General features: G+C 63.6%; 23 protein-coding genes and 1 pseudogene. 20 read left to right on the top strand and 4 right to left on the bottom strand.

All coding sequences use genetic code 11. The features are described from left to right. The first annotated feature begins 87 nt into the window (after positions 1-87). The 6 genes from AC0L2R_RS11535 to AC0L2R_RS11510 all read left to right on the top strand — a co-directional run bounded on the left by AC0L2R_RS11535 (position 88) and on the right by AC0L2R_RS11510 (position 6,022). Positions 88-1,176, top strand: a complete 1,089-nt coding sequence (locus AC0L2R_RS11535) for an ABC transporter ATP-binding protein (protein WP_473508931.1) — start codon at positions 88-90, stop codon at positions 1,174-1,176. Positions 1,177-1,209: 33 nt separating this feature from the next. After that, complete coding sequence (locus tag AC0L2R_RS11530) at positions 1,210-2,499, top strand: ABC transporter substrate-binding protein (RefSeq protein ID WP_473508929.1); 1,290 nt, start codon at positions 1,210-1,212, stop codon at positions 2,497-2,499. Between the two features lie 223 nt (positions 2,500-2,722). Next, entirely contained in the window at positions 2,723-3,607 is an 885-nt protein-coding gene (locus AC0L2R_RS11525; protein WP_473508976.1) for an ABC transporter permease, read from the top strand. A 4-nt stretch (positions 3,608-3,611) separates the two neighbouring features. Next, on the top strand, positions 3,612-4,430 hold the full coding sequence (locus tag AC0L2R_RS11520) for an ABC transporter permease (RefSeq protein WP_023800164.1): 819 nt from the start codon (positions 3,612-3,614) through the stop codon (positions 4,428-4,430). After that, positions 4,402-5,187, top strand: a complete 786-nt coding sequence (locus tag AC0L2R_RS11515; RefSeq protein ID WP_473508927.1) for an aspartate/glutamate racemase family protein — start codon at positions 4,402-4,404, stop codon at positions 5,185-5,187. Before AC0L2R_RS11520 ends, AC0L2R_RS11515 begins: the two co-directional genes overlap by 29 nt. Positions 5,188-5,191: 4 nt before the next feature. After that, a complete protein-coding gene (locus AC0L2R_RS11510) occupies positions 5,192-6,022 on the top strand; it encodes a GNAT family N-acetyltransferase (RefSeq protein ID WP_473508925.1) in 831 nt (276 codons plus the stop codon). Positions 6,023-6,032: 10 nt separating this feature from the next. Here AC0L2R_RS11510 and AC0L2R_RS11505 read toward each other — a convergent pair whose 3' ends face one another. Next, on the bottom strand, positions 6,033-6,572 hold the full coding sequence (locus tag AC0L2R_RS11505) for an Lrp/AsnC family transcriptional regulator (protein ID WP_473508923.1): 540 nt from the start codon (positions 6,570-6,572) through the stop codon (positions 6,033-6,035). Between the two features lie 48 nt (positions 6,573-6,620). Here AC0L2R_RS11505 and AC0L2R_RS11500 point away from each other — a divergent pair, with 48 nt between their 5' ends. Continuing rightward, positions 6,621-7,796: an MFS transporter gene (locus AC0L2R_RS11500; RefSeq protein ID WP_473508921.1), complete on the top strand. Its 1,176-nt coding sequence runs from the start codon at positions 6,621-6,623 to the stop codon at positions 7,794-7,796. Positions 7,797-7,921: 125 nt separating this feature from the next. Beyond that, positions 7,922-8,347 carry a GNAT family N-acetyltransferase gene (locus AC0L2R_RS11495; protein ID WP_473508919.1) on the top strand — a complete coding sequence of 142 codons (426 nt, stop codon included), beginning with the start codon at positions 7,922-7,924 and terminating at the stop codon, positions 8,345-8,347. On the opposite strand, the gene AC0L2R_RS11490 is transcribed toward AC0L2R_RS11495, so the two are convergent. Further along, positions 8,348-9,478 (bottom strand): anhydro-N-acetylmuramic acid kinase, encoded by a 1,131-nt coding sequence (locus AC0L2R_RS11490; protein WP_473508974.1) that lies wholly within the window; start codon positions 9,476-9,478, stop codon positions 8,348-8,350. It lies immediately after the preceding gene. A 164-nt stretch (positions 9,479-9,642) separates the two neighbouring features. Further along, on the bottom strand, positions 9,643-10,566 hold the full coding sequence (gene murQ / locus AC0L2R_RS11485; RefSeq protein ID WP_473508917.1) for an N-acetylmuramic acid 6-phosphate etherase: 924 nt from the start codon (positions 10,564-10,566) through the stop codon (positions 9,643-9,645). Between the two features lie 170 nt (positions 10,567-10,736). On the opposite strand from murQ, the gene AC0L2R_RS11480 reads away from it, so the two are divergent. Beyond that, on the top strand, positions 10,737-11,846 hold the full coding sequence (locus AC0L2R_RS11480; protein WP_473508915.1) for a carbohydrate kinase: 1,110 nt from the start codon (positions 10,737-10,739) through the stop codon (positions 11,844-11,846). Positions 11,847-11,877: 31 nt separating this feature from the next. Beyond that, positions 11,878-12,804, top strand: coding sequence for a pseudouridine-5'-phosphate glycosidase (locus AC0L2R_RS11475; protein ID WP_473508913.1), 927 nt, complete (start codon positions 11,878-11,880; stop codon positions 12,802-12,804). A gap of 83 nt (positions 12,805-12,887) precedes the next feature. Here AC0L2R_RS11475 and AC0L2R_RS11470 read toward each other — a convergent pair. Continuing rightward, positions 12,888-13,235 (bottom strand): annotated as a pseudogene (locus tag AC0L2R_RS11470) (VWA domain-containing protein); the annotation flags it as partial. Between the two features lie 145 nt (positions 13,236-13,380). On the opposite strand from AC0L2R_RS11470, the gene AC0L2R_RS11465 reads away from it, so the two are divergent. The 10 genes from AC0L2R_RS11465 (at position 13,381) to AC0L2R_RS11420 (ending at position 25,192) form a co-directional block, all read left to right on the top strand. Further along, complete coding sequence (locus tag AC0L2R_RS11465; RefSeq protein ID WP_287341386.1) at positions 13,381-14,355, top strand: sugar-binding transcriptional regulator; 975 nt, start codon at positions 13,381-13,383, stop codon at positions 14,353-14,355. A 44-nt stretch (positions 14,356-14,399) separates the two neighbouring features. After that, the gene (locus AC0L2R_RS11460) at positions 14,400-15,845 is read left to right on the top strand and encodes an ABC transporter substrate-binding protein (RefSeq protein WP_128167495.1); all 1,446 of its coding nucleotides are present in this window, start codon (positions 14,400-14,402) and stop codon (positions 15,843-15,845) included. 198 nt (positions 15,846-16,043) lie between these two features. Further along, the gene (locus AC0L2R_RS11455; protein ID WP_091599904.1) at positions 16,044-16,967 is read left to right on the top strand and encodes a carbohydrate ABC transporter permease; all 924 of its coding nucleotides are present in this window, start codon (positions 16,044-16,046) and stop codon (positions 16,965-16,967) included. 9 nt (positions 16,968-16,976) lie between these two features. Next, on the top strand, positions 16,977-17,834 hold the full coding sequence (locus AC0L2R_RS11450) for a carbohydrate ABC transporter permease (protein ID WP_023800184.1): 858 nt from the start codon (positions 16,977-16,979) through the stop codon (positions 17,832-17,834). A 6-nt stretch (positions 17,835-17,840) separates the two neighbouring features. Beyond that, positions 17,841-18,959: an ABC transporter ATP-binding protein gene (locus AC0L2R_RS11445; protein ID WP_473508911.1), complete on the top strand. Its 1,119-nt coding sequence runs from the start codon at positions 17,841-17,843 to the stop codon at positions 18,957-18,959. Next, on the top strand, positions 18,956-20,080 hold the full coding sequence (locus AC0L2R_RS11440; protein ID WP_287172282.1) for an ABC transporter ATP-binding protein: 1,125 nt from the start codon (positions 18,956-18,958) through the stop codon (positions 20,078-20,080). The genes AC0L2R_RS11445 and AC0L2R_RS11440 overlap by 4 nt, the downstream gene beginning before the upstream one ends. Continuing rightward, positions 20,080-21,633 (top strand): FGGY family carbohydrate kinase, encoded by a 1,554-nt coding sequence (locus tag AC0L2R_RS11435; RefSeq protein ID WP_473508909.1) that lies wholly within the window; start codon positions 20,080-20,082, stop codon positions 21,631-21,633. Before AC0L2R_RS11440 ends, AC0L2R_RS11435 begins: the two co-directional genes overlap by 1 nt. Positions 21,634-21,643: 10 nt before the next feature. Next, complete coding sequence (locus tag AC0L2R_RS11430) at positions 21,644-22,684, top strand: 2-hydroxyacid dehydrogenase (protein WP_473508907.1); 1,041 nt, start codon at positions 21,644-21,646, stop codon at positions 22,682-22,684. Positions 22,685-22,733: 49 nt separating this feature from the next. After that, complete coding sequence (locus tag AC0L2R_RS11425) at positions 22,734-24,251, top strand: glycerol-3-phosphate dehydrogenase (RefSeq protein WP_473508905.1); 1,518 nt, start codon at positions 22,734-22,736, stop codon at positions 24,249-24,251. Next, the gene (locus AC0L2R_RS11420; protein WP_473508903.1) at positions 24,251-25,192 is read left to right on the top strand and encodes a sugar phosphate isomerase/epimerase family protein; all 942 of its coding nucleotides are present in this window, start codon (positions 24,251-24,253) and stop codon (positions 25,190-25,192) included. Before AC0L2R_RS11425 ends, AC0L2R_RS11420 begins: the two co-directional genes overlap by 1 nt. Positions 25,193-25,277 lie beyond the last annotated feature (85 nt).

Here is a 25,277-nt window from a genome sequence, read left to right as displayed (position 1 = left end):
TTTCCCAAGGAATCCATCGTTTGAGGCCGATCTGGGGCAACTGGCATGCATGATGCTTTGCTTAAGTTGATTTAGAGAGGAAGCCGGATGTCCAAAGCCGCCGAAATCGACATCGTGTCCGTTTCGAAGATCTATGGCGCAACGACTGCCGTCGAAGACATCAGCTTGAAAATCCCCGCGGGAACCTATTGCTGCCTGCTCGGGCCGTCCGGCTGCGGCAAGACCTCGACGCTGCGCATGATTGCCGGGCATGAGAGCATATCGAGCGGCGACGTGCGTCTCGGCAACACGGTGGTCACCGACTTGCCGCCGGCCAGGCGCGGCACCGCCATGATGTTCCAGTCCTACGCGCTGTTTCCGCATCTCGACCTGGTCGACAATGTTGCGTTCAGCCTCAAGATGAAGGGCGTCGGCAAGGAAGAGCGCCGCGCCAGGGCGCTCGATATGCTGAAGCTGATGCAGATGGAGGGCTACGCCGGCCGCCGCCCGGCGCAGCTTTCGGGCGGACAGCAGCAACGCGTCGCTCTGGCCCGCGCGCTGATCACCGACCCCGAAGCGCTACTGCTCGACGAGCCGCTATCGGCACTCGATCCATTCCTGAAGATCCGCATGCGGGCGGAACTGAAGAAGCTGCAGACGTCGCTCGGCATCACTTTCGTCCACGTCACCCACAGCCAGGAGGAGGCGATGGCGCTCGCCGACCTGATCGTGGTCATGAATGACGGCCGTATCGAGCAGGCGGCGCATCCGCGCATCGTCTTCGAGCGGCCGGCCACCGCGTTCGTCGCCCGCTTCATGGGCGATCACAACGTCGTCTCCGGCCGCGTCAGCGGCAGCCGCGACGGCATGGTTGTCTTCGATGTGCCGGGTGGCGCCTCGCTTGCGGCCAGCGGCCAGGGCCGGGCGATCGGCGAGCCGATCGATATCGCCATTCGCACCGACCATGTGCGGATCGGCGACCCGCCGGCCGCGGGGCTCGGCTTCACCGGCATCGCCTCCAATGTCGAATATCGCGGCTCGACCGTAAAACTCTCGGTCAACGGCGCCGGCATCGAGGATTTTACCGTCATCGTCGACGACACCAGCTTCTTCGCCAAGCCGGTCGCCGTCGGCGACGCGGTGCCGATCGCCTGGGACGCCGAGGACGCGATTGTCCTTGGCCGTCTCGATTCCTGAACCAGAACCACCAATCAAAACAGGGGAACTGACATGACCAACACCACCGACAACAAGACAGGAATTTCCCGCCGCTCGCTGCTCAAGACCGGTGCTGCCGCCGTCGGTCTTGCCGCCGGTTCGGGTGCCATATCAGGGTTTCCGACGATCTGGGCGCAGAACCCGATCACGCTGCGCCAGTTCGGCACCGGCGTGTCGAACCTCAACGCCATTGCCGACAAGTGTAAGGCCGACCTCGGCATCACGCTGGAAATGACCGCGACCGATTCCGACGCCGCCGCCCAGCGCGCGGTGACCCAGCCGGACAGCTACGACATCGCCGACATCGAATACTGGATCGCCAAGAAGGTGTATCCGTCCGGCGTGATGCAGCCGATGGATGTCAAGAAGCTGAAATATTACGACAAGATCGTGCCGCTGTTCATCACCGGCAAGCTGACGCCCGACAGCGTCATCGCCCAGGGCACCGCGCCGCATACCGTCGGCTTCGTCGAGGCGCAGGACGCCAAGACCTTCGCCAAGCAGCCGACCCAGTGGATGACGATGGTTCCGACCATCTACAACGCCGATACGCTCGGCATCCGCCCCGACCTTGTCGGCCGCGACATCACCACCTGGGCCGACATCATGGATCCGGCCTTCAAGGGCAAGGCCGCTATCCTCAACATCCCGTCGATCGGCATCATGGATGCGGCGATGATCATGGAAGCCATGGGCAACGTCAAATATGCCGACAAGGGCAATATGACCAAGGAGGAGATCGACAAGACGATCGACTTCCTGATCAAGGCCAAGCAGGACGGCCAGTTCCGCGCCTTCTGGAAATCGTTCGATGAGAGCGTCAATTTGATGGCTTCGGGCGAAGTGGTCATCCAGTCGATGTGGTCGCCGGCCGTCGCGGCGGTGCGCTCCAAGGGCATCGCCTGCAAATACCAGCCGCTCAAGGAAGGCTATCGCTCGTGGGGCGGCGGCCTTGGCCTGGCGGCGCATCTCAAGGGCGCCGAGCTCGACGCCGCCTACGAGTACATCAACTGGTACTTGTCCGGCTGGGTCGGCGCCTACCTCAACCGCCAGGGCTATTACTCGGCCGCCATGGATACGGCCAAGCAGTTCATGTCCGAGGACGAATGGGGCTACTGGGTCGACGGCAAGCCGGCCAAGGGCGACATCATGGCGCCGGACGGCAAGATCATGGAGAAGGCAGGCGCGGTGCGTGACGGCGGCTCTTTTGTCGAGCGCATGGGCAAGGTCGCCTGCTGGAACTCGGTCATGGACGAGGACCGCTACATGGTGAGGCGCTGGAACGAATTCATCGCGGCGTAGCGCCTTCTTGCCTTCTCCCCTTGTGGGAGAAGGTGGCCGAGCGAAGCTCGGTCGGATGAGGGGTGTTGGACGGATCGCCAACGCTGAGTTTCTTCCAACACCCCTCATCCGTCTTGCCGCTGCGCGCCAATCCACCTTCTCCCACAAGGGGAGAAGGGACGCAGCTCCGGCCGCCTCGCAGCCTACCGAGATGTTGATGACAGCAGTGCTCGAACGTCCTGGAATGATCAAGGCCAAACCGGCCAAACGCCGCCGCCTGTCTCTTGCCCGCCTCGTCCCCTACCTCCAGGCGGCGCCGCTGGCGCTGATCCTCGGCGCGTTCCTTTTGCTGCCGATCCTGATGATCGCCGTGGTCTCCTTCTGGGACTACGATTTCGCGGCGATGTATCCGGATTTCCTGACCATCAACTACGCCGACACGCTCGGCTCGTGGGTGACCTGGAAAACCTATCTGAACACGCTGAAATACGCTGGTATCGTCTGGGCACTGACGCTGTTCGTCGGCTTCTGGGTCGCCTATTTCCTCGCCTTCCATATCAGGACCACCGCCATGCAGATGGTGCTGTTCCTGGTCTGCACGGTGCCGTTCCTGACATCCAACATCATCCGCATGATCTCGTGGATTCCGGTGCTTGGCCGCAACGGCCTGGTCAACTCGACGCTGGTTGAGATCGGGCTGATCTCGAAGCCGATCGAATGGCTGCTCTATTCCGAATTCGCCGTGGTGCTGGCCATGGTGCATCTCTACACGCTGTTCATGGTGACACCGATCTTCAACACGCTGATGCGCATCGACAAGTCGCTGATCGAGGCTGCGCGCGATGCCGGCGCGTCCGGCTGGCAGGTGTTGTGGAACGTCGTCATCCCGCTTGCCAAGCCCGGCATGGCAATCGGCACCATCTTCGTCGTCACGCTGGTGATGGCCGACTTTTCGACGGTGCAGGTGATGTCCGGCGGACAGAGCGCATCCGTCGCGCTGATGATGAAGAACCAGATGTCGCTGCTGCAATATCCGGCAGCGGCCGCCAACGCGGTCGTGCTGCTGGTGCTGGTGCTGCTGATGGTCGCCGGCATCCTGCGCATCGTCGACATCCGCAAGGAGCTGTGAGGCGATGAGCCGGGACAAGCGCACCCTCGAATTCTACGTGCTGGCGGCCTTCTTCGCCCTTTTCGTGCTGTTTCTCTACGGCCCGCTCTCGGCGATCCTGATCCTGTCCTTCCAGGGCGAGAATGGCGGGCTGACCTTTCCGCTGAACGGCGTTTCGCTGCACTGGTTCGCCAATCTGTTCGAACGCCAGGCGGTCGGTGATTTCGGCGGCAGCTTCAAACGCTCCTTTATTCTTGGCCTGATGGTGATGATCGTCACCGTCGGCGTGTCGCTGCTTGCCGGTCTTGCCTTTCGGCAAAAATTTCGCGGCGCCACCGCATTGTTCTATCTGGCAGTCGCCAGCCTGGTCGTGCCGTCGATCATCATCTCGCTCGGCATCGGCGTCGTCTTCCAGCAGATCGGCTTTCGTCCCGCCTGGTACACCTCTGCTTTTGGTGCCCATCTGACCTGGACCTTGCCTTTCGGCGTGCTGATCATGTTCGCGGTCTTCAACCGGTTTTCGCCGGCCTATGAGGAAGCTGCGCGGGACTTGGGCGCGACCTCCTGGCAGACCTTCGCGCATGTCGTGCTGCCGATGATCGCGCCCAGCCTGATCGGTGTCGGCCTGTTCGGTTTCACCCTGTCCTATGACGAGTTCGCCCGCACCCTGATGACCTCGGGCACGTTCAACACGCTGCCGCTCGAAATCTACGGCATGACGACGAATGTGACGACGCCAGTGCTCTATGCGCTGGGCACCGTGACCACGGTATTTTCCTTCCTGGTGATTTTGGCGACGCTCGGCGCAATCGCCTATGTCGGTGGCCGTCGGCCGCGAGCTTGAGAGAACCGCAGTGCAGATCCTCGTCGTCAATCCGAACACCACCGCCAGCATGACCGAAACCATTGCAGCGGCGGCGCGGCTCGTCGCCGCCGCCGGAACGGAGATCGTCGCCGTCACCTCGTCGATGGGACCTGTGTCGATCGAAGGCTACTACGACGAGGCGCTTGCCGTGCCGGGCTTGCTGGTCGAGATCGCCGCCGGCGAACGCTCGGGCGCGCTGGCTGCGATCGTCGCCTGTTTCGACGACACCGGCCTGGATGCGGCGCGCGCCATGGCCAACATTCCGGTCATCGGCATCTGCGAGGCAGCGCTCAGCACGGCGTCTTTCATCGCCCAGCGCTTCACCGTCGTCACCACGACCGAGCGCTCGCGCGTGCCGGTCGAAGCGCTGGTGCAGCGCTATGGCATGGCGGGACGGGCACGCGTGCGCGCTGCCGACATTCCGGTTCTTGCGCTCGAAGACCCAACCTCCGATGCGATCCTGAAGCTGCGCGGCGAGATCGCGCGCGCGCTCGACGAGGATCGCGCCGAGGCCATCGTGCTTGGCTGTGCCGGCATGGCCGATCTCGCCGCCGCGCTGCGGCGGGAGTTCGGCGTTCCGGTCATCGACGGCGTCGGCGCCGCGGTCAAGCAGGCCGAGGCACTGATCGCGCTTGGCCTGTCGACGTCCAAGCGTGGCGCCTATGCAAACCCGCTGGCAAAGCCCTATCTTGGCGCATTGAAGTCCTTCGCCCCCGGTACCGTAGCCGCCGAGTGAGGCAATGCGCCGAACGATCAGAACGCTCGCACTTGAAGACGTAAAAATCCTTGTCGACTGGGCGGCAGCGGAGGGCTGGAATCCGGGCCTCGGCGATGCCGTGGCGTTCCATGCGGCGGATCCGGACGGCTTCATCGGCGCCTTTGTCGATGGCGAGATGGTGGCCGGTATTTCGGCCGTCGCCTATGGCGACGATTTCGGCTTCATCGGTCTCTACATCTGTCGGCCGGACAGGCGCGGCGAGGGCCATGGCAAGGCGGTCTGGGATGCCGGCATGGGGCGGCTCGGCGACCGTACGGTCGGCCTCGATGGTGTCGTCGAACAGCAGGCCAATTACCGCAGCATGGGTTTTGCGCCGGTCTACCGGACGATCCGGTTCGTCGGATCGCCGAACGGTCCGGCAACTGCCGACAGCGATATTTGCGTCATAGGCCCGGAAGCCGATGTCCTGGACTACGACAGCCGGTTCTTTCCCGCTCCGCGGCGATCCTTCCTGGAACACTGGCTGCGCCCGCCGCACGTCGCGCTTGCGATCGTCAGGGATCGCGCCATCGAGGGGTATGGCGTCGCGCGCCGCTGCCGTGACGGTTGCAAGATCGGGCCGCTCTTTGCCAACAGCCTGGACGTGGCAAGTCGCCTTTTCACGGCGCTCGCCAACGCTTCCAGACCCGGCAATGTCCATCTCGACGTTCCCGAGACCAGCGGGCAATTTGCAGCCAGGCTGACGTCCGCTGGCCTTCAACCGGGCTTCGAGACGGCTCGAATGTATAGGGGAAAAGCGCCGCAGCTTACGCAGTCAGGTGTCTTTGCGATAACCACCCTGGAGCTTGGTTGACCGGACGGCGCTAATACAGCGGCTTAGCCATGTGCCGGGGCGCTGGCCATTCGGTCGTGATCCCGGGCTGCACCGGCCGCTCGAGATAGGTCGACAGAACCACATAGCTTCGCGTCGAGGTCACGCCAGGCGTTTCGTAAAGCCGCGACAGCAGCCCTTCGAGCGCCCTTGTGTCCTCGGTGCGGGCCTTGATCAGCATGCATGTGTCGCCGGCCACCGAATGGATCTCCTCGACTTCGGGGTGCTCGGAAATCGCCATCAGTTCGGGGGTTTTTCCCCAGCCCTTGGTGTCGATGTGCACGAAGGCAAGCAGCGGCTTGCGCACCGCCTTGGGATCGATGATCGCCGCTGTGTTGCGAATGGCGCCGCTGCGCCGAAGCCGCTTCACCCGTTCATGCGCGGCCGGCGGCGACAGGCCGACACGATCGCCGAGCTCGGCATAGCTGACCGTGGCGTCGTCGACCAGAACGCCTAATATTTTTCGGTCGGTCGCGTCGACATCGCGGGCAGCAGGCCTGTTCTGCAGAATGCCATCTGTTTCTTCATCCATGGTGAAATTCCTTATTGATACAGAATTTAATACGGCGATTATCGGCATATGTCGAACAGTGATCAAGTCGCAACATTTACGGCAAGGCCGCCTATCCCGGCGCTCGCCTATCTCTTGACCGGATGCATCGCGGTGATCGGCTCGAACTCGCTGGTTCTCGGTCCGATAGCGCCGGCGGTGGCCGCGTCGTTTGCGACGAGCGTGCCGGCCGTCATGATCGCGTCCGCTGCGTTCGGGCTTGGCACGTCGGCAAGCGCCCTGTTCCTGGCCCGCCATATCGATCGGCTCGGCGCCCGCCGCATGCTGCAAGGGGCGTTGCTGCTGCTGGCGATCGCGCTTCTCGCCAGCGCCGCCGCGCCGACGGTAACGATGCTGGTTACGGCCCAGCTTGTTGCCGGCATCGCCGCCGGTATCGCCATGCCGGCAATCTATGCCAGCGCCGCGGCGATCGCGCCGCCTGGCCGCGAAAGTGGAACCATCGGTGTCGTGCTGACCGGATGGACCCTGAGCATGGTCGCCGGCGTCTCATTGTCGGCGGTGCTTGCCGATCTGGTGCATTGGCGCGCCGTTTTCGCAGCGGTTGCGGTGCTTGCGGCGCTCGCGTTGACCGGCCTTACGCTGACGTCGTTGAGCAACGTCAGGAAAAGCGGCCCGGCGCCGACGCCGCTCGGCGCCTTGGCCGTTCCCGGCATAGTGCCGCTCCTGGTCGCCTGCGGCGCCTTCATGACCGCCTTCTATGGCGTCTATGGTTATCTTGGCGATCACCTTCACAACGGCTTGGGACGGCCGGTCAGCGCCAACGGCTTGGCGGCGCTCGCCTATGGCGCCGGCTTCGGCATGGCGGCACTTCTGGACGGCGTGATCGATCGGCTTGGCGCGCGACGTGTCATGCCGTTCGCCTATCTCCTCGTCGCGGCCGTCTATGTCGCGCTCGCCGCGGCAGGCAGCAGTTTCCATCTGACCATCGCAATGATCGCGGTCTGGGGCCTTGCCAATCATTTCGGGCTGAACGTCCTGGTGATGCGCCTCTCGGCGCTCGATCCTGCGCGGCGCGGCACGATCATGGGCTTGAACAGCGCAGTGACCTATCTCGCGGTGTTTGTCGGCACCACCGCCTTCGGACCGCTTTATTCCAGCTTCGGCTTTGCGGCATCTGCAATGGTCGCCGCGCTGCTCATGCTGGTTGCCGCTTCGGCGGCGTGGCATTCGCCGCGGCCCGTGTAGTCGCGGAGCCACGCGGCGGCAGAGCTTGCGCTCCCCGCCTTTCCTTCGATAAATGCAAATGAAAGTGCCACGCGTCCGGAAGCGCTGTATACCGGTATCCGGCTGTGAGCCTGTCTGGACAAGCGATGAACATGACGCTTGAAATCACCGCCGACCCTTCGCCGAAAGAACTCGCTTTTCTCGCGGAGCGGCTCAGCGCGTTCAACGACGGCGAAGTCGGTCCGGCCAACAGGAAGGTGCTCGCCGTGTTCGTGCGCGACGAGCACCGTGCGGTTGTCGCCGGCATCTCGGGATACACCGCCTGGGGCTGGCTCTATGTGCAGTGGCTGTGGGTTGATGAGCGGCTGCGCGGCCAGCGCATGGCCGGCAGGATGCTGGACGCAGCCGAACAGGAGGCCGTCGCACGCGGCTGTCATGGCGCCTTGATCGACACCTTCAATCCCCAGGCGGCCAAGGCCTATGAGCGTCAGGGGTATCGGCTGTTCGGCGTGCTTCCCGATTTTCCCGCCGGTCGCAGCCGCGTCTTCCTGCAGAAAAAACTGCTGACTTGATCAGCCGGCAAGGCGCCCGCCGCGCATCGGCTGTGGCACACCGGTGGTGGTCGGAAAACTGATCGGCAGGCCCCTGAGCACGCGAACCGCCAGGAAGGCAAAGCACTCCGCCTCGACCGCGTCACCCTTCCAGCCGAGCGCCTCCGCCGGCACCGCTTCGACACCAGCGCGGCTGGCGAGCATGGCCATGATCGTCGGGTTGTGGCGGCCGCCGCCGCTGACCACCAGCCGCTTTGGCCGGTGCGGCAGGAGGTCGAGCGCCTTGCCGACGGCTGCGGCGGTGAAGGCCGTCAGCAGTGCGGCGCCATCCTCAGCGTTCATCCCATCCGCCATGGCCGCGCCGAAATCGAACCGGTCAAGCGACTTTGGATAGGGCTTGGCCAGGTAGGGATGCTGCAGGAGCTTGGCCAGCCGGTCTTCGTCGACGGTGCCGGTCCGCGCCAGCGCGCCGTCGCGATCCATTTCGCCCAGCCCTTTCGCCTTGATGAAATCGTTCAACGGCGCATTGGCCGGTCCGGTGTCGAAGGCGACGACATTGTCCTTGCCGTCCCACCAGGTGATGTTGGCGACGCCGCCGAGATTGAGCACCGCCGTGTCGCCGCTGATATCGGCATCGCGAAGCAGCGCGGCGTGGTAGGCCGCGGACAGCGGCGCCCCTTGCCCGCCGGCGCGCATGTCGGCCGAACGGAAATCATAGGCGACCTTGGTCCCCAGTATGGCATGCATCAAAGCCCCATCGCCGAGCTGGCGGGTCTGGCCGAGCCGGCCGGTTTGTGGGGCGCGATGCAGCACGGTCTGGCCATGGAAGCCGACGACGCCGATATTGGCCATCGTCAGCCCGTAGCTTTCGACCAGGTCCTTGACGGCTACTGACTGGGCGCGCGTCAGCGCTTGTTCAGCTTCGCGAAAGATCGCCGGCTCCGGTCCGGCAAAATTCCACGCCCTGGCCTGATCCAGCGTCTCCTCCAGCAGCGTCCGGATCGAGCCGGGGTAAGGCGCCAGCGTATAGGTGCCGAAATCCTCGATCCGCTCGCCGTCGGTCTTGATCAGCGCAACATCGATATTGCCGTCCAGCACGGTGCCGGTCATCAGGCCGACGGCCCAGATTGGTTCGCCACTTTTCGCAATCATCATTTGATAGGCTCCGTTGACGCGATCGCCGACCGATTGGCGAATCTCGATAATCCCGCTGTCGAAATGATGTGTCGGATGGATCCGTTTGGTGAGCAAGGTCCCATGCCTTGCCTTTGTCGAAGTCGATCCGCCCTGTATACTGGTATACCGGCATCCAGGGTTCACAGCGTCTTTTCGCCGATCGCCTTTCGCAAAAACCCGCCCGCATTGTCGAGCGCCTTGCGCGCCTCTTCGATGCCCATCCCGGTGATTGTCACCAGTATCGCCAGCTTGACGTCTTTGCCGGTCTGGTCGAGCGCCCGTCGTGCCTGCTGCGCTGTGCAGCCGGTGGTCTGCATGACGATCCCGACCGCCCTGGCGACAAGCTTCTTGTTGCTGGGATTGAGGTCGACCATCAGGTTCTGATAGCTCTTGCCGATCCGGATCATGCTGGCTGTCGTCAGCATGTTGAGAACCAGCTTTTGCGCGGTTCCCGACTTCAGCCGGGTCGAGCCGGCGAGAACCTCGGGACCGACAAGCGGAGAGATGGCAATGTCGGCAATTCCGGCAATGACTGACCTGGGGTTGCAGGAAAGCGCCACCGTCGTTGCTCCGACCTGCCTTGCATAGGTCAAGCCGCCGATGACGTAGGGTGTGCGGCCGCTGACCGCGATGCCGACCACCACATCGTCGGCGGTCAACTTGATGCCCTGCAGTGCCTTGATGCCTTGTTGCGGATCGTCCTCGGCGCCTTCCACAGCCCGCACCAGCGCTTTGGGGCCGCCGGCGATCAGGCCGAGCACCATGTCCTCGGGCACGCCGAATGTCGGTGGACACTCCGAGGCGTCGAGGACCCCCAGCCGGCCGCTCGTGCCGGCGCCCATATAGACAAGCCGCGCGCCTTTTTGAAACGCACTAACGATCCGGTCTACCGCGGCAGCAATTTCCGGAATGACCTTCTCGACGGCGGCCGGAACGCCGCTGTCCTCGTCATTGATCAGGCGCAGGATCTCAATGGTCGGCAGCAGGTCGATATCCATCGTCCTCGGGTTCCGATCCTCGGAAACCAACCGCTCCAGCTCCGACATCAACTCCTGTTCGTTCATCCGCCTGCTTTCAAACTTCTTGCCATCGGCAACAAGTAATGTGATGCGGCGCCGGGCGTTGACCAGTACCAGCGACTAGCATCGACAGGCTCGCCAGCCAAACAAATGTTGACAACATCATCTGTTGTTGTTCAAAGTTCAGCATGAATTGCGCGGACCGGGGTGAGGCGATGGACGACCTTGGAGCACAGGAACAGGCAGTGCTGGATCTCATTGCGGCGAACCCGTTCGCCGGCCAGCAGGATATAGCGACCGCGCTCGGCATTGCCCGCTCGACCGTCGCGGCCCACATCGTGCAGCTCGTCAACAAGGGCTACATTCTTGGCCGCGGCTATGTCTTGCCGGCGTCCAAGCGCATGATCTGCATCGGCGGCGCCGTCCTCGACCGCAAGTACCACGCCAGGAAGGATCTGATCTTCGGGACGTCGAACCCGGTCGCCGGCTACCGCAGCTTCGGCGGCGTCGCCCGCAACGTCGCCGAGAACCTCGTCCGCCTCGGCGTCGACATAAGCTTCGTTTCAATTGTCGGCGACGACGAGACCGGCCGCTCGCTGGTGCGGCATCTGCGCGACCTGGGCGCCGACGTCAGCCAGGTCATCACGTCAACGGAGCGGCCGACGGCGGAATATGCAGCGATCCTCGACCTCAATAACGATCTCGTGCTCGGCATCGCCGACATGGAGATCTTCGATCTGTTTTCGCCATCCTGTCTCGACCGTTTCTGGCCGCATCTGGCTTCGGCGACTTGGGTGTTCATCGACTGCAACCTGCCGGCCGCGACGATCGCGGCGCTGATGTCACGCAAGCAGGGCGCGCGCTTCAAGCTCGCCGTCGACACGGTGTCGTCGCCGAAATCGGCACGCCTGCCCAAGGACCTGTCCGGCATCGACCTTTTATTCACCAACCATGACGAGGCCAATACGATGCTTGGCATCACGGATGCCGACAAGCGGCTGAAGCCGAAAGAGGCCGCGGCGGCGCTGCGCGCGGCCGGCGCCAGCGAGGTGATCGTGACCATGGGCGCGCACGGATTTGCGGTCGCGACCGAAGGCGGCGTGGCAACGATGCGTTCTGTCCCGGCCCGCGCCGTCGACATCACCGGAGCCGGCGACGCAATGATTGCCGGCACCATGTACAAGGTGCTTTCGGGCGATCCCGTGCTCGACGCAGCGCGCACCGGCGCACTGCTCGCCACGCTGACCACCGAGAGCGAATCCAGCGTCCATCCCGATCTGTCGCCGCGCTTCCTCACCGCCGGCATGTACCGCATTCCCGCCTGAAAGCCAGACGACCCCTGAAAGCGAGATGACTATGAAACCTTCCCTTCTCCACCTGAACGACGAAGTCGCTGCAGCGCTTCGTGATGGCCGCGCGGTGGTGGGGCTGGAATCGACGATCATCACCCATGGCATGCCTTTTCCGGCCAATCTGGAGACTGCCCGCGGCGTTGAAACCGTGGTGCGCGAGAACGGTGCGGTGCCCGCCACGATCGCGGTGGTCGCCGGCAAGATCAAGGTCGGGCTCGATGACCGCGAGCTGGAGCAGCTGGCAGCGGCAAAGGACGTGGTCAAGGCGTCCGGGCGCGACCTCGCCGCCATTATGGTGGGCGGCGGCTCGGCCGGAACCACGGTTTCGGCGACGATGCGGATCGCTGCATTGGCCGGCATCGGTATTTTCGCGACCGGCGGCGTCGGCGGCGTGCATCGTGGCGCCGAGGCCAGTTTCGATATCTCGGCCGACCTGACCGAACTCGGCCAGACCGGCACGACCGTCGTCTGCGCCGGCGTGAAATCGATCCTCGATATTGCAAAAACGCTGGAATATCTGGAGACCCAGCGCGTGCCGGTGATTGCCTACCAGAGCGACGACTTTCCGGCTTTTTATACGCGCTCCAGCGGACTTAAAGCCGATCATCGCCTCGATACGCCGCAGGACATTGCGCAGGCCATGCTGCTGCACGAGCAGATCGGCTCGGGCACAGGCATCCTCGTCGCCAATCCAATTCCGCAACTGGATGCGCTCGATCCAGCCTTCATCGATGGCACGATCGCCGCGGCGGTGGCGGAAGCCGAAAAACGCGGCATCGGTCGCAAGGAACTGACGCCGTTCCTGCTCGCCCGCATCAACGAGCTTTCGCAGGGCCGCAGCCTGAAGGCCAACATCGCGCTGGTCCGCAACAACGCCGCGCTTGCCGCTCGCATCGCAGTGGCGCATGCGGGATTGAAGGACATGAAATAGCGGAACTGCCGGCCACAATCGCTGACCTGTCCAGCCGCTTTCCAGCCGCGACAGGGGTTCGGCAATCCTCTGGAACATGGGGCTCAGTCGTCCGCCCTGGCAGCCTCGGTCTCGGCGCGAACCAGCTTGATGTCGGCGCCCGCCGCCCAGGCACCGATATCTTCCCGGCGCAATGCTGCCGCCATCATGTCCGGGAACAAATCCGGCGTGCAGGCGAAGACCGGAATGCCAAGTGCTGCGACCGAACCTGCCATTGCCGGATCGTAGCCGGGCCGGCCTTGGTCGGTCAGTGCCAGAAGCACGACGACATTGACGCCGGATCGAACCAGCGCCGCCAGCCGCCGCAGCAATTCCTGGCCATTGCCGCCCTCGTAGAGGTCGGTGATCAGCACCAGATGCGACTTGGTTGGCCGCTCGATACGGTCGGCGCATTTCAGACTGGCACCGCCCTGCACGATGGCTGCTTCAGCAGGCCTTTTTTGCCCTCTCAAGGTGATTTGAACGCTGCGGCGCTTGACTCCTGCGACACCTTGTGAAAAATTTTGCATCACCTGATAAAAATATCTTAGGGCGGAAATGGTTGGTTTTGGAAACGGCCTCCTGCGCGACGATGAAACCAGTATGGCGACGCGCGCCGCCTGGCTCCATTATGCTGGCGGCCTGACCCAGTCGGAGGTCGCCAAGCGGCTTGGCCTGACCAGCCTCAAGGCGCATCGCCTTATCACCAAGGCCAATCAGGAAGGGCTGGTCAAAGTCTATATCGACGGCGAAGTGTCGGAATGCGTCGCGCTTGAGGACGATTTGTCCAGCCGCTACGGCCTCGATTATTGCGAGGTCGTTCCCGACTTCGATGGCGAGGACTTGCCGCTCAAGGCGCTCGGCATCGCCGGCGCGCAGTTCCTCAAACGTGAGATCGAGCGCGGCGAGGATACGCTGATCGGCGTCGGCCATGGCCGCACGCTCGCCGCCTGTGTCGAATATCTGCCGCGCATATCGGCCGAAAAGACCCGATTCGTCTCATTGCTCGGCGGCCTGACGCGCAAGTTCTCAGCCAATCCGCACGACGTCATTCACCGCCTGGCCGAACGGACCGGCGCCGAAGCCTATGTGATGCCGGTGCCGATGTTCGCCAACACGGTCGAGGATCGAACCGTGCTGCTCGGGCAGAAGGGCATCAGCGAGGTTTTCGATCTCGGCAAGTCCGCCGACCTGCTCATCGCCGGCATCGGCACTGCCGAGCGCGAGGCGTCGCTGGTCGCCACCGGCATGATCGAGAAGGGCGAAATGGAGGAGATCCGCCGCAACGGCGGTGTCGGCGAACTGCTCGGCCATTTCTTCGACGATGCTGGAAAGGCGGTCGAGACGACGCTTTCCAACCGCGCGCTGGCGCTGGCGCGCGAAGACATCAGCAATCGCAGGATTGTCGCCGTTGCCGGCGGCAAGGTGAAGGTTCGTGCCATCAAATCGGTGTTGGAGGGCCGCTATCTCAAGGGCCTGGTCACCGATGAGCGGACGGCGCGAAAACTCGTGGAGCAGACGCCGGTCGGGTAGCCGGCAGCCATTCGATTGAAACTACCCTGTGGAGGAGAAGACAAATGCATGAGAAAGAAAAAGACCTGATCGACGCGTTCCTGCGCGGACAAGTCGATCGTCGTGGGCTGATCAAGGGCCTTGGCGCGATGGGCCTTGCCGCCGGCACGGCCGGAACGCTGCTCAATCTGGGGCAGACCCGTGCGCTGGCGGCGGACTTCGACTGGCAGGCGCACAAGGGCAAGACCATCAAGCTCTTGCTCAACAAGCATCCTTACGCGGATGCGATGATCGCCAACCTTGAAAACTTCAAGAAGTTGACCGGCATGGAAGTCGTCTACGACGTCTTCCCGGAGGATGTCTATTTCGACAAGGTCACCGCTGCGCTGTCGGCCAGCTCGCCTGAATACGATGCCTTCATGACCGGCGCCTACATGACCTGGACCTACGGCCCGGCCGGCTGGATCACCGACCTCAACGAATGGATCAAGGATCCGACCAAGACCAATGTGAACTATGCCTGGGACGACTTCCTGCCCGGTGTCAGGAAGTCCTGCGCCTGGAACGGCCAGCCCGGCGGCGTGCTCGGTTCCGACGACGCCAAGCAGTGGTGCATTCCGTGGGGCTTCGAACAGAACAACATCACCTACAACAAGGGCATGTTCGACAAGGTCGGGGTCAGCGTTCCCGGCAATATGGACGAGATGGTCGCTACGGCGGCCAAGCTCACCAAGGATGTCGGCGGCGGCGTCTACGGAATCGGCGTGCGCGGCTCGCGCTCCTGGGCGACGATCCATCCCGGCTTCCTGTCGGCTTATGCCAACTTTGACCAGAAGGACCTGAATGTCTCGGCCGACGGCAAATTGTCGGCCGCGATGAACACCGCCGAATCCAAGGCCTTCCACAAGCAGTGGGTCCAGATGATTCAGGAGAGCGGCCCCAAGGACTGGTCGACCTACACCTGGTATCAGGTCGGCACCGATCTTGGCGCCGGCGCCTCGGCGATGATCTTCGACGCCGACATCCTCGGCTATTTTATGAATGGCGGCGACAACAAGATGGCCGGCAAGCTCGCCTTCTCCGCCTTCAAGGCCAATCCCGCCGCCAAGGCTCCGACGCCCAACATCTGGATCTGGTCGCTGTCGATGTCCAATTTCTCGAAGGACAAGGACGCCACCTGGTACTTCATGCAATGGGCATCCGGGCCCGAGCATGCACTGTTCGGTGCGACTGAGATGGACTTCGTCAATCCGGTGCGTCAGTCGGTCTGGAACGACCAGATGTTCCGCGAGAAGCTGAACAAGAGCTATCCGGGTTATGTCGAGATGTTCGACGTTTCGGCGCCCGGCGCCAGCATCAAGTTCACCCCGCAGCCGCTGTTCTTCGATCTGACCACCGAATGGGCGGCGACGCTGCAGAAGATGGTGGCCAAGGAAGTGCCGGTCGACGAAGGCCTCGACATGCTGGCCAGCAGCGTCGACGGCCAGCTCAAGGAAGCCGGGCTCGGCTGAGTCCTGGCGGCCGGCCGGCCCGCTGCTGCGGGCCAGCCGGCCATTCCACTGCGAAGCGGCGCCTGGAGCATCGGACCCAAATCGGTTTTGGGAAATTCCGATGTTCAAACAACGGCGGTGCCGCCACTCGCCCAACCGGCCGCCTAGCTCCCTGGGCGGCCGGCAGGGCGAAGCAACAGAGATGACGGGTGAGCCACGATGACTACGGCGACAATGCAAAGAAACAGGCCTTCCGGCTTCAGGATCAGCAAGAAAGTGCTGCCCTATGTGCTCAGCCTGCCGGCCTTGCTCGTCTGCATCGGCATCCTGATCCCGTTCTTCACGTCGGTCGTCTACTCGTTCCAGCGCTACCGGCTGAGCCAGCCCTGGGCGCGGCAGTTCAACTGGGGCGACAACTACATCTCGTTTTTCACCGACCCGAGGTTCTGGAACACGCTGGAGATATCGCTGCTCTATGCCGGCATCACCGTGCTGCTTGAACTGCTTCTCGGTCTCGGCATCGCCATGCTGCTGCAGAAGCGCTCGACGCTGAACAACTTCATCTCGATCATGCTGTTGATGCCGCTGATGACGGCGCCGGCGCTTGCCGCGCTGATGTGGAAGCTGATGACCAATCCCGGCTTTGGCGTCCTGAGCTACCTCGCCAGCCTGATCGGATTGCAGGATTTCCGCTGGGCTTCGTCGCCGTCGACCGCGCTTTTCACGGTGGTGCTTGTCGATATCTGGGTCTACACGCCCTTCATCATGATCCTGCTGCTTGCCGGCCTGCGCAGCCTGCCGACGCAGCCCTTCGAGGCGGCGGCACTTGACGGCGTGCCGCGGAGTTTTGTGTTCTTCCGCATCACCTTGCCGATGCTGACGCCCTACATCCTGACGGCGACGCTGTTTCGCCTGCTGGATTCCATCCAGCAGTTCGACATCATCTATGCCATGACCCAAGGCGGTCCGGGCGACACGCTGACCGTCTTCCAGGTCGAGGCCTACCTCAACTTCTTCCAGTCGACCAATGTCGGCCGCTCGGCGGCGCTGATGATCATCCTGTGGGCGATCACCTATTTCCTCTCGAACATCTTCATCAAGAACTGGCTGCGGCTGCGCGAACGCGCCCGCGGCCTGGCATAGGAGGCCGGGATGGAACACACCTCGCTTCTCGAACGCATCCTGCGTGGCATAGCGCTGACGCTGGTCGTGATCTTCTTCATGTTCCCGATCGTCTGGATCCTCATGATGTCGTTCCAGACCAACGAGACCATCCTGCGGATTCCGCCGCAGCTTGTCTTCAAGCCGACGCTGGCCAACTACACCGCGCTGATCACCGGCAAGCTGACCACGGCGGCCGGCACGCTCGACATCGCCTTCATGCGCAACCTGTGGAATTCGGTGTTCCTGTCGGTCACCTCGGTCGCCGTCGCGCTGCTGCTCGGCGTCCCCGCCGCTTACGCCTTTGCCCGGCACAAATTCCGCGGCTCGGAGGACATCGCCTTCACGCTGCTGTCGTTCCGGTTCGCGCCGGCGCTGCTGGTGCTGCTGCCGCTCACCCTCTATTTCCAGAAGCTTGGACTGGCCAACACCTATATCGGGCTGATCTGGGTCTATCAGCTGATCTGCCTGCCGCTGATCCTGTGGATCGTGCGCGGCTATTTCGAGGACATCCCGGCCGATATCGAATACGCCTATCGCATTGCCGGCCATTCCTGGTTCGCCACCTTCCGCAAGATCGCGCTGCCGCTCGCCGGCCCCGGCATCGCGGCTGCCGGCCTGCTCGCCTTCATCTTCGCCTGGAACAATTTCATCTTCGCGCTCGTGCTCGCTTCGGCCGACAAGCAGCCGGTGACGGTCGGCGCGCTCGCCTTCATCACCTCCTCCGGCATCCAGTACGGCCAGATCTCGGCAGCGATCGTGCTGTCGATCACCCCGACGCTGGCGCTCGCCCTTTACGCGCAGCGCTATCTCGTCGAAGGCCTGTCGCTCGGCGCGGTGAAAGGATAGCTCCCGATGGCCAGCCTCGAATTGCGAAATGTCGTCAAGCGCTACAAGAGCCAGACTGTGCTCGACAATCTGTCGTTGAGCGTCGCCGACGGCGAAACCCTGGTCCTGTTCGGACCGTCCGGCGCCGGCAAGACGGTGCTGCTGCGGCTCGTCGCCGGCGTCATCGACCCTGATGAGGGAAAAATCTTCATCGGCGGCGAGGACATGACCGAGCTTGACGCCGAGTTCCGCGGCGTCGGCATGGCATTCCAGAATTTCGCGCTGTTTCCGCACATGACCGCCTTCGACAACATCGCCACGCCGCTTCAGGCCAAGCGATCGTCGCAAAGCGCGATGAAGGCGGGTGTCGAGAGCGTCGCCAAGCTGCTGAAGATCGGCCACGTGCTCAGCCACAAGCCACGGGCGCTGTCCAACGGCCAGAAGCAGCGCACCGCGCTCGCCCGCGCTCTGGTCGGCTCGCCGCCGGTGCTGCTGCTCGACGATCCGCTGCGCAACGTTGATGCCAAACTGCGCTTCGAGATGCGGCTCGAACTGCCGAGGCTGCTGGCAGATCGCGGTGCGACCGTCGTCTACGTCACCCAGGACTACAAGGAGGCCATGGCGCTCGGCGATCGCATCGCGGTGATGTCGCAAGGCGTCATCAAGCAGCTCGGCACGCCCGAGCAGATCTATCGCGAGCCGGCCAACATCGAGATCGCGCGGCTGTTCGGCGATCCGACAATCAACCTGCTCGACGTCAAGCCGTCGCGGGATGCCAAGGGCATCTATGTCGGTCTGTCGAATGTCCAGGTCCATCTGACCGGCGCCTATGACGCCACGGTCGGCCGCGATTGCGTGATCGGCTTGCGGCCCGAAGCGCTGCGCTTCGTCGACGAAGGAACACCCGCGGCCATTCCGGTGACCGTCGAGGCGGAGACGCCGCTCAACGAAAAGATCGTCACGCTGGTGCGCACCGTGCGCGGTCGCGAAATCCTGGTCTCCCGGCCGGCCGGAACAGCGGGTCAAACCGAGGGCAGGGCCCATATCGCCGTCGACGGCAAAAGCGCCCTGCTGTTCGATCGTGCCAGTGGCGACCGCATCGGCTCGAAAAACGTCGTCAATTTGCGCAGCGGAGAAGCGGCATGAGCCAGAGCGCACTCACCATTTCCGGCGTCGACAAATTCTACGGCCCGATCGACCGAGGTGTGCACGCCGTTCAGAATCTGACGATGGAAATCGACAAGGGCGAGATCGTCGCACTGCTCGGCTCGTCCGGCTGCGGCAAGACTTCGACATTGCGCATGATCGCCGGCTTCGAAGAGGTCTCGCGCGGCAGCATTTCGGTTGCCGGCCGCAAGGTGCACACGCTGCCGCCGGTCAAGCGCAATGTGGCGATGGCGTTCGAGGGCTATTCGCTGTATCCGCCGCTGACCGTGCGCGAGAACATGGCGTTTGCGCTGAAGGCGGCCAGGCTGCCGAAAAGTCAGGTCGACGCGAAAGTTGCCAGCATCGCCAAGCTGCTCGAGATCGAGGACATTCTTGAGCGCTATCCGAGTTCCATCTCCGGCGGCCAGCAGCAGCGCGCCAGCCTCGGCCGGGCACTGATCCGCGAGGCCGACCTGCATCTGCTGGACGAACCGATGGGCCAACTCGAGCCGCAGCTTCGCGCGGTGCTGCGCGGCCGCATCAAGCACTTCATCAAGGAGCGCGGCTTGACGGCGATCCTGGTCACCCACGACCAGACCGAGGCCAACGCGTTGGCCGACCGGATCGCGGTAATGGAAGGCGGCGTGCTGCAGCAGTTCGATACGCCCGATATGCTCAAGCAGCGGCCGGCCAACCTGTTCACCGGCACGTTCGTCGGCGAGCCCCCGATGAATGTCTTCGAGGCCTATGTCGGCACGGCCGCCGACAAGATCAATCTGCGGCTGCCCGACGGACTTTCACTCGACTATGACAAGGACGCGTTCAGCGGCTCGGTTCGCGACGAATTGCTCAAACGGCAGCGGGTCGTCATCGGTGTCAGGCCCTATGCGGTTCGCCGCTCGAAGGACGGCGTGCCGGCGACGGTTTCGGCCAACCAATGGCTCGGCGACCAGACCCATATCGCGGCGGATTTCGCCGGCGGCTCGCTGGTCCTGGTCGAACATGACCGGACCCGGCTGGAGCTTGGCGCGCCGATCAACATAAGCATCGATCCGAAAAATCTGCACGTCTTCGATCAGTCCAGCGGCATGGCCATTTCGCACGGCATGGAGCTTGCCTGATGCGGGATGTGCTGATCGGCATCGACGCCGGCACGTCTGTCATCAAATCCGTCGCCTTCGACACGGCGGGCCGGCAGCTCGCGGCCGCGGCGGTACCGAACCGGTACGAGACCTTGCCGGGCGGCGGCGCCGAGCAGGATCTGGCACGCACCTGGACCGATACGGCGACCACATTGCGACAGCTTGCCGACAAGGTGCCGGACCTCGCCAGCCGCATCATTGCGATCGCCGTGACCGGGCAGGGCGACGGCACCTGGCTGATCGACAAGGACGGTGAGCCGGTCGCCAAGGGCTGGCTGTGGCTCGACGCGCGCGCTGCCGCCATCGTCGAGGAGATCCGCGCGCGCCCCGATGACCGGCTTCGTTTCGAAAAGACCGGCAGCGGGCTCGCCGCCTGCCAGCAGGGGCCGCAGCTTGCCTTCATGAAGCGCAACGCGCCTGACAGGCTTGCCGGCGCCGCGACAGCGTTCCATTGCAAGGACTGGCTCTATTTCAACCTGACCGGCGAACGCGCCACCGATCCTTCCGAGGGCACCTTCACCTTTGGCGACTTCCGCACCCGCGGCTATTGCGACGAGGTGCTTGAGGTGCTCGGCGTCGCCGACCTCAGGCATCTGCTGCCGCCGATCGTCGACGGCACCAGGCATAGCGCCGGCCTGTCGGCGGCGGCTGCTGAAGCGACCGGGCTGCTTTCCGGTACGCCGGTGGTGCTGGCGTATGTCGACGTGGCCTGCACCGCGCTCGGCGCCGGCCTGCTCGACCGCGAGCGCAAGCCTGGCTGCTCGATCATCGGCTCCACCGGCATGCATATGCGGCTTGCTCAGACGCCGGACGAGGTGCTGCTCAACGAGGCCCGGACCGGCTACACGATGACGATGCCGGCGCCCGGCGTCTTTGCGCAGATGCAGTCGAACATGGCAGCGACGCTCAACATCGATTGGATCCTTAGCCTCGCCTCCGGCATACTCGCCTCGCAAGGCATCACCCGCAGCAATGGCGAGATGATCGCGCTGGTCGACGAATGGATATCGTCATCGGAGCCGGCCTCGCTGCTCTATCAGCCCTATGTGTCGGAGGCCGGCGAGCGCGGGCCGTTCGTCGATGCCAGTGCCAGGGCCGGTTTCGTCGGCATTTCGTCGCGGCACGGTTATGCCGATATGGTTCGCGCTGTTTTTGAGGGGCTGGCATTCGCGTCGCGCGATTGCTACGCCGCCATGGGGCCGCTGCCGAGCGAAATCCGGCTGACCGGCGGCGCCGCCAGAAGCCCGGCTCTGCGCAAGATCCTCGGCGCTGTCGTCGGCGCCGACATTCGCACCAGCCAACGCGAGGAAGCCGGTGCCGCGGGCGCCGCAATGATCGCTGCGGTCTGCGTCGGCCAATACAGTTCGATGGACGAATGCGTCGGCGAATGGGTCACGCCGCTGCTGGGCGCGGCGGAACCGAGCGACCGAAAACTTGCCGCGATCTATGAGCGGGCGGTTCCGTCCTACACATTGGCGCATGAGGCGCTGCGGCCGGTCTGGCGGTCGATGGCCGCATCCAGGGCAAACTGAGAAGTCGAGCATGCGTAAGAAGATTGCAATCATTGGCGACCGCTTCATGCTTCCCGAGGTCTTTCGCGAGAAAATCGAGAAGGCCTGCGGCGCCGATCTCGACATTCGCACCCTTGAGGCGGCCTGGCCCGACGAGCCGATGGAATTCGGCAATGCAGCGCTCGGCCTCGACAAGGTGAAGGAGTATTTTGGCGATCCGGACGAGGTGGTCGATTTCATTGGCGACGCCGAGATCTTCGTCACCCAGCTTGCGCCGCTGTCCGAGACCATGATGCAGCGTCTGCCTGCGCTGAAGCTGGTTGCGGTCTCGCGCGGCGGCCCGATCAACATCGACATGGTTGCCGCCAGGGCCCACGGCATCACCGTCGTCAACGTGCCCGGCCGCAATGCAAGTGCTGTGGCCGAGTTCACCATCGGCGCGATCCTTGCCGAGACGCGGCTGATCCGGGTCGGGCACGAGGCCTTGCGCAAAGGGGAATGGCGCGGCGATCTCTACCGGGCCGACCGCACCGGCCGCGAGCTCAACGAAATGACCGTCGGCGTCATCGGCTACGGCAATATCGGCACCAAGGTTGTCCGCCTGCTGCGCGCCTTCGGTTGCCGCATCCTGGTCACCGATCCCTATGTGCAATTGAGCGCCGAAGACCGCAATGCCGGCGCCGAACTAGTCGCACTGGACGATCTCCTGTCCCGCTCCGACGTGGTCACGCTTCATCCCCGGGTGACCGAAGAGACCCGCGGCCTGATCAACAAGGACACCATCGCTCGGATGAAGCCGGGGGTGATTTTCGTCAACACCGCGCGCGGGCCGCTGGTCGACTACGACGCGCTCTACGATGCGCTGGTCCCTGGCCATATCGGCAGCGCCATGCTGGAGACGTTTGCGGTCGAGCCGGTGCCTGCCGACTGGCCGCTGCTGCAGCTTCCGAATGTCACCTTGACGCCGCATATCGCCGGCGCTTCCGTGCGCACGGTGACCTATGCGGCCGAGCAAGCGGCCGAAGAGGTGCGCCGCTTCATCGTCGGGCTCCCGCCGGTCAACCCGTGCTGAAGGTCGCGGCAGCCATGAAACGCAATCTAGGCATAGAGGATCCGGCGAGATGAGCGGCGCCACTGAAATCGTCGATCTGTTCGTCATCGGCGGTGGCGTCAATGGCGCCGGCATCGCGCGCGACGCAGTCGGCCGCGGGCTTTCCGTCATCCTGTGCGAAAAAGACGATCTCGCCGAAGGCACCAGTTCGCGATCGGGAAAGCTCGTCCATGGCGGCCTGCGCTATCTCGAATACTACGAATTCCGGCTGGTGCGCGAGGCGCTGATCGAACGCGAAGTGCTGCTTGAATCGGCGCCACATATCATCTGGCCGATGCGCTTCGTGCTGCCGCACAGCCGGGACGACCGGCCGGCCTGGCTGGTCAGGCTCGGTCTGTTCCTCTACGATCATCTTGGCGGCCGCAAGCGGCTGCCGGGCACCCGCACGCTCAACCTGCGCACCGCGCCCGAAGGCGCGCCGATCAAGGATGCGTTCAAGCGCGGTTTCGAATATTCCGATTGCTGGGTCGACGACGCCCGTCTCGTCATCATCAATGCGCTCGACGCTGCGGAACGGGGAGCCAGGATCTTCACCCGGACCGCCTGCACCGCCGCCCGCCGTGAAAACGGCCTGTGGTCGGTCGAGATGCGCGACAGCCGAACCGGCGTCAGGACCACGGTTCGGGCGCGTGCGCTGATCAACGCCGCCGGTCCCTGGGTCAACGACATCATCAACCGCGTGGCTGGCCAGAACTCCAAGCGGAATGTCCGGCTGGTCAAGGGCAGCCACATCGTCGTGCCGAAATTCTGGGAAGGGCGGCAGGCCTATCTGGTCCAGAACAGCGACAAGCGCGTGATCTTCATCAATCCCTACCAGAACGATCTGGCCCTGATCGGCACTACCGATATTCCCTATGAGGGGCGGCCGGAAGACGTGGCGGCGGATGCCAGCGAGGTCGACTACCTGATCAAGGTGGTCAACCGCTACTTCAAGCGCGAACTTGCCCGCGACGATGTCATCTACTCGTTCTCGGGTGTCAGGCCGCTCTATGACGACAACGCCGACAATCCGAGCGCGGTGACGCGCGACTATATTTTCGAACTCGACGCATCATCCGGGCAGGCGCCGCTGCTCTCCGTCTTCGGCGGCAAGATCACCACCTTCCGCAAGCTGGCCGAGCATGCGCTGGACCGGATCGCGCCGTTCTTTCCGAAAATGGGCAAGCCGTGGACGTCGAAAGGACATCTGCCGGGCGGCGATATCGCCAACGCCGACTTCGAGCAGTTTCTCGGCGACCTCGGCCGCGAATATCCCTGGATGCCGGCATCGCTGGTCAAGCAGTATGGCCGGCTCTACGGCACCAGGACGCGCGTTCTGGTCGGTGCGTCCAGGTCGCTCACCGAACTGGGCCGGTGCTTCGGCAAGGATTTTTTCGAACGCGAAGCCAGTTATTTGTTCGAGCATGAATGGGCGCTGACCGCTGCCGATATTCTCGAACGGCGCACCAAGCACGGCCTGCGTCTGTCCGCCGCGGAAAGAGCCGCCTTCGAGGACTGGTGCGTTGGCCGACTGGTGAGGGCAGGCTGATGACTTTTACGCTTTCCCTCAACACCAATCCGCTGGTCAACCGTTTTGCCGAACCGGACGATCTGATCGACGCGATCGCCTACGACATCGGCATCCGGGACGTGCAGCTCACGCATGAATTCGTCAATCCCGGCTGGCCGGCGGCGACGATCTCGAAATTCGTCCGCCTGTTCCGCACGGCGCTCGACCGCACCGGCGTGCGCGTGACGTCCGGGATGACCGGCCCTTACGGGCGGCTCAACCATTTCGGCCATCCCGACGCCGACGTGCGCCGCTACTACGTCGATTGGTTCAAGACCTTTGCCGACATTTCGGCCGAGCTCGGCGCCAGCGGCATGGGCACGCAGTTCGCGATCTTCACGCACCGGGATTTTGACGATCCCGAGCGTCGCGCGCGGCTTTTCGACATCGCGCTGGAATGCTGGCGCGACGTCGCCGAGCACGCCAGGGCGGCCGGTTTGACCTATCTGTTCTGGGAGCCGATGTCGGTCGGCCGCGAATTCGGCCATACGATCGAGTGCTGCCGGTCCCTGCACAACGAGATCGAAGCGGCCGGCATGGCCATCCCGTTGAAGATGATGGTCGATATCGACCATGGCGACGTCACCTCGAGCAACCCGGCCGACATCGATCCCTATGCCTGGGCCGAAGCCTTTCCCACGGTATCGCCGATCATCCACATCAAGCAGTCGTCGATGAACAAGGGCGGCCATTGGCCGTTCATCGCCGCCTACAACAAGGACGGCCGCATCACGCCGGAAAAATTGTTGGAGACGGTTCGCCGCGGCGGCGGCGTCGACAACGAGATCTGCCTCGAACTGTCGTTCCGCGAACGCGAGCCGGTCGACCACCAGGTCGTCGCCATGATCCGCGAGTCGGTCGACTACTGGGCGCCGTTTATCGAGACCGGCAGGGCGGCGATTTTGCCGCGAACAGGATAGAACCGGCGGCGAGTCCCCCTCACCCGGATTGCCAACCGAATTGCAAAGGGCAATTCGGGGCAATCCGAACTCTCCCCGAGGGGAG

This window comes from Mesorhizobium sp. WSM4820 (assembly GCF_055811075.1).
The sequence above is the reverse complement of the archived record's forward strand: the minus strand, read 5'-3'. Positions and strand labels throughout refer to the sequence as shown.

What these genes read in the sequence shown, in the direction of transcription:
- AC0L2R_RS11535 (WP_473508931.1), top strand. Translation starts at nt 88, where the DNA reads ATGTCCAAAGCCGCCGAAATCGACATCGTGTCCGTTTCGAAGATCTAT.
- AC0L2R_RS11420 (WP_473508903.1), top strand. Translation starts at nt 24,251, where the DNA reads ATGACTTTTACGCTTTCCCTCAACACCAATCCGCTGGTCAACCGTTTT.
- AC0L2R_RS11500 (WP_473508921.1), top strand. Translation starts at nt 6,621, where the DNA reads ATGTCGAACAGTGATCAAGTCGCAACATTTACGGCAAGGCCGCCTATC.
- AC0L2R_RS11480 (WP_473508915.1), top strand. Translation starts at nt 10,737, where the DNA reads ATGGACGACCTTGGAGCACAGGAACAGGCAGTGCTGGATCTCATTGCG.
- AC0L2R_RS11510 (WP_473508925.1), top strand. Translation starts at nt 5,192, where the DNA reads ATGCGCCGAACGATCAGAACGCTCGCACTTGAAGACGTAAAAATCCTT.
- AC0L2R_RS11450 (WP_023800184.1), top strand. Translation starts at nt 16,977, where the DNA reads ATGGAACACACCTCGCTTCTCGAACGCATCCTGCGTGGCATAGCGCTG.
- AC0L2R_RS11475 (WP_473508913.1), top strand. Translation starts at nt 11,878, where the DNA reads ATGAAACCTTCCCTTCTCCACCTGAACGACGAAGTCGCTGCAGCGCTT.
- AC0L2R_RS11505 (WP_473508923.1), bottom strand. Translation starts at nt 6,572, where the DNA reads ATGGATGAAGAAACAGATGGCATTCTGCAGAACAGGCCTGCTGCCCGC.
- AC0L2R_RS11460 (WP_128167495.1), top strand. Translation starts at nt 14,400, where the DNA reads ATGCATGAGAAAGAAAAAGACCTGATCGACGCGTTCCTGCGCGGACAA.
- AC0L2R_RS11515 (WP_473508927.1), top strand. Translation starts at nt 4,402, where the DNA reads ATGTCGGTGGCCGTCGGCCGCGAGCTTGAGAGAACCGCAGTGCAGATC.
- AC0L2R_RS11520 (WP_023800164.1), top strand. Translation starts at nt 3,612, where the DNA reads ATGAGCCGGGACAAGCGCACCCTCGAATTCTACGTGCTGGCGGCCTTC.
- AC0L2R_RS11435 (WP_473508909.1), top strand. Translation starts at nt 20,080, where the DNA reads ATGCGGGATGTGCTGATCGGCATCGACGCCGGCACGTCTGTCATCAAA.
- AC0L2R_RS11455 (WP_091599904.1), top strand. Translation starts at nt 16,044, where the DNA reads ATGACTACGGCGACAATGCAAAGAAACAGGCCTTCCGGCTTCAGGATC.
- AC0L2R_RS11445 (WP_473508911.1), top strand. Translation starts at nt 17,841, where the DNA reads ATGGCCAGCCTCGAATTGCGAAATGTCGTCAAGCGCTACAAGAGCCAG.
- AC0L2R_RS11465 (WP_287341386.1), top strand. Translation starts at nt 13,381, where the DNA reads ATGGTTGGTTTTGGAAACGGCCTCCTGCGCGACGATGAAACCAGTATG.
- AC0L2R_RS11530 (WP_473508929.1), top strand. Translation starts at nt 1,210, where the DNA reads ATGACCAACACCACCGACAACAAGACAGGAATTTCCCGCCGCTCGCTG.
- AC0L2R_RS11490 (WP_473508974.1), bottom strand. Translation starts at nt 9,478, where the DNA reads ATGATTGCGAAAAGTGGCGAACCAATCTGGGCCGTCGGCCTGATGACC.
- AC0L2R_RS11425 (WP_473508905.1), top strand. Translation starts at nt 22,734, where the DNA reads ATGAGCGGCGCCACTGAAATCGTCGATCTGTTCGTCATCGGCGGTGGC.
- AC0L2R_RS11440 (WP_287172282.1), top strand. Translation starts at nt 18,956, where the DNA reads ATGAGCCAGAGCGCACTCACCATTTCCGGCGTCGACAAATTCTACGGC.
- AC0L2R_RS11525 (WP_473508976.1), top strand. Translation starts at nt 2,723, where the DNA reads ATGATCAAGGCCAAACCGGCCAAACGCCGCCGCCTGTCTCTTGCCCGC.
- murQ (WP_473508917.1), bottom strand. Translation starts at nt 10,566, where the DNA reads ATGAACGAACAGGAGTTGATGTCGGAGCTGGAGCGGTTGGTTTCCGAG.
- AC0L2R_RS11495 (WP_473508919.1), top strand. Translation starts at nt 7,922, where the DNA reads ATGAACATGACGCTTGAAATCACCGCCGACCCTTCGCCGAAAGAACTC.
- AC0L2R_RS11430 (WP_473508907.1), top strand. Translation starts at nt 21,644, where the DNA reads ATGCGTAAGAAGATTGCAATCATTGGCGACCGCTTCATGCTTCCCGAG.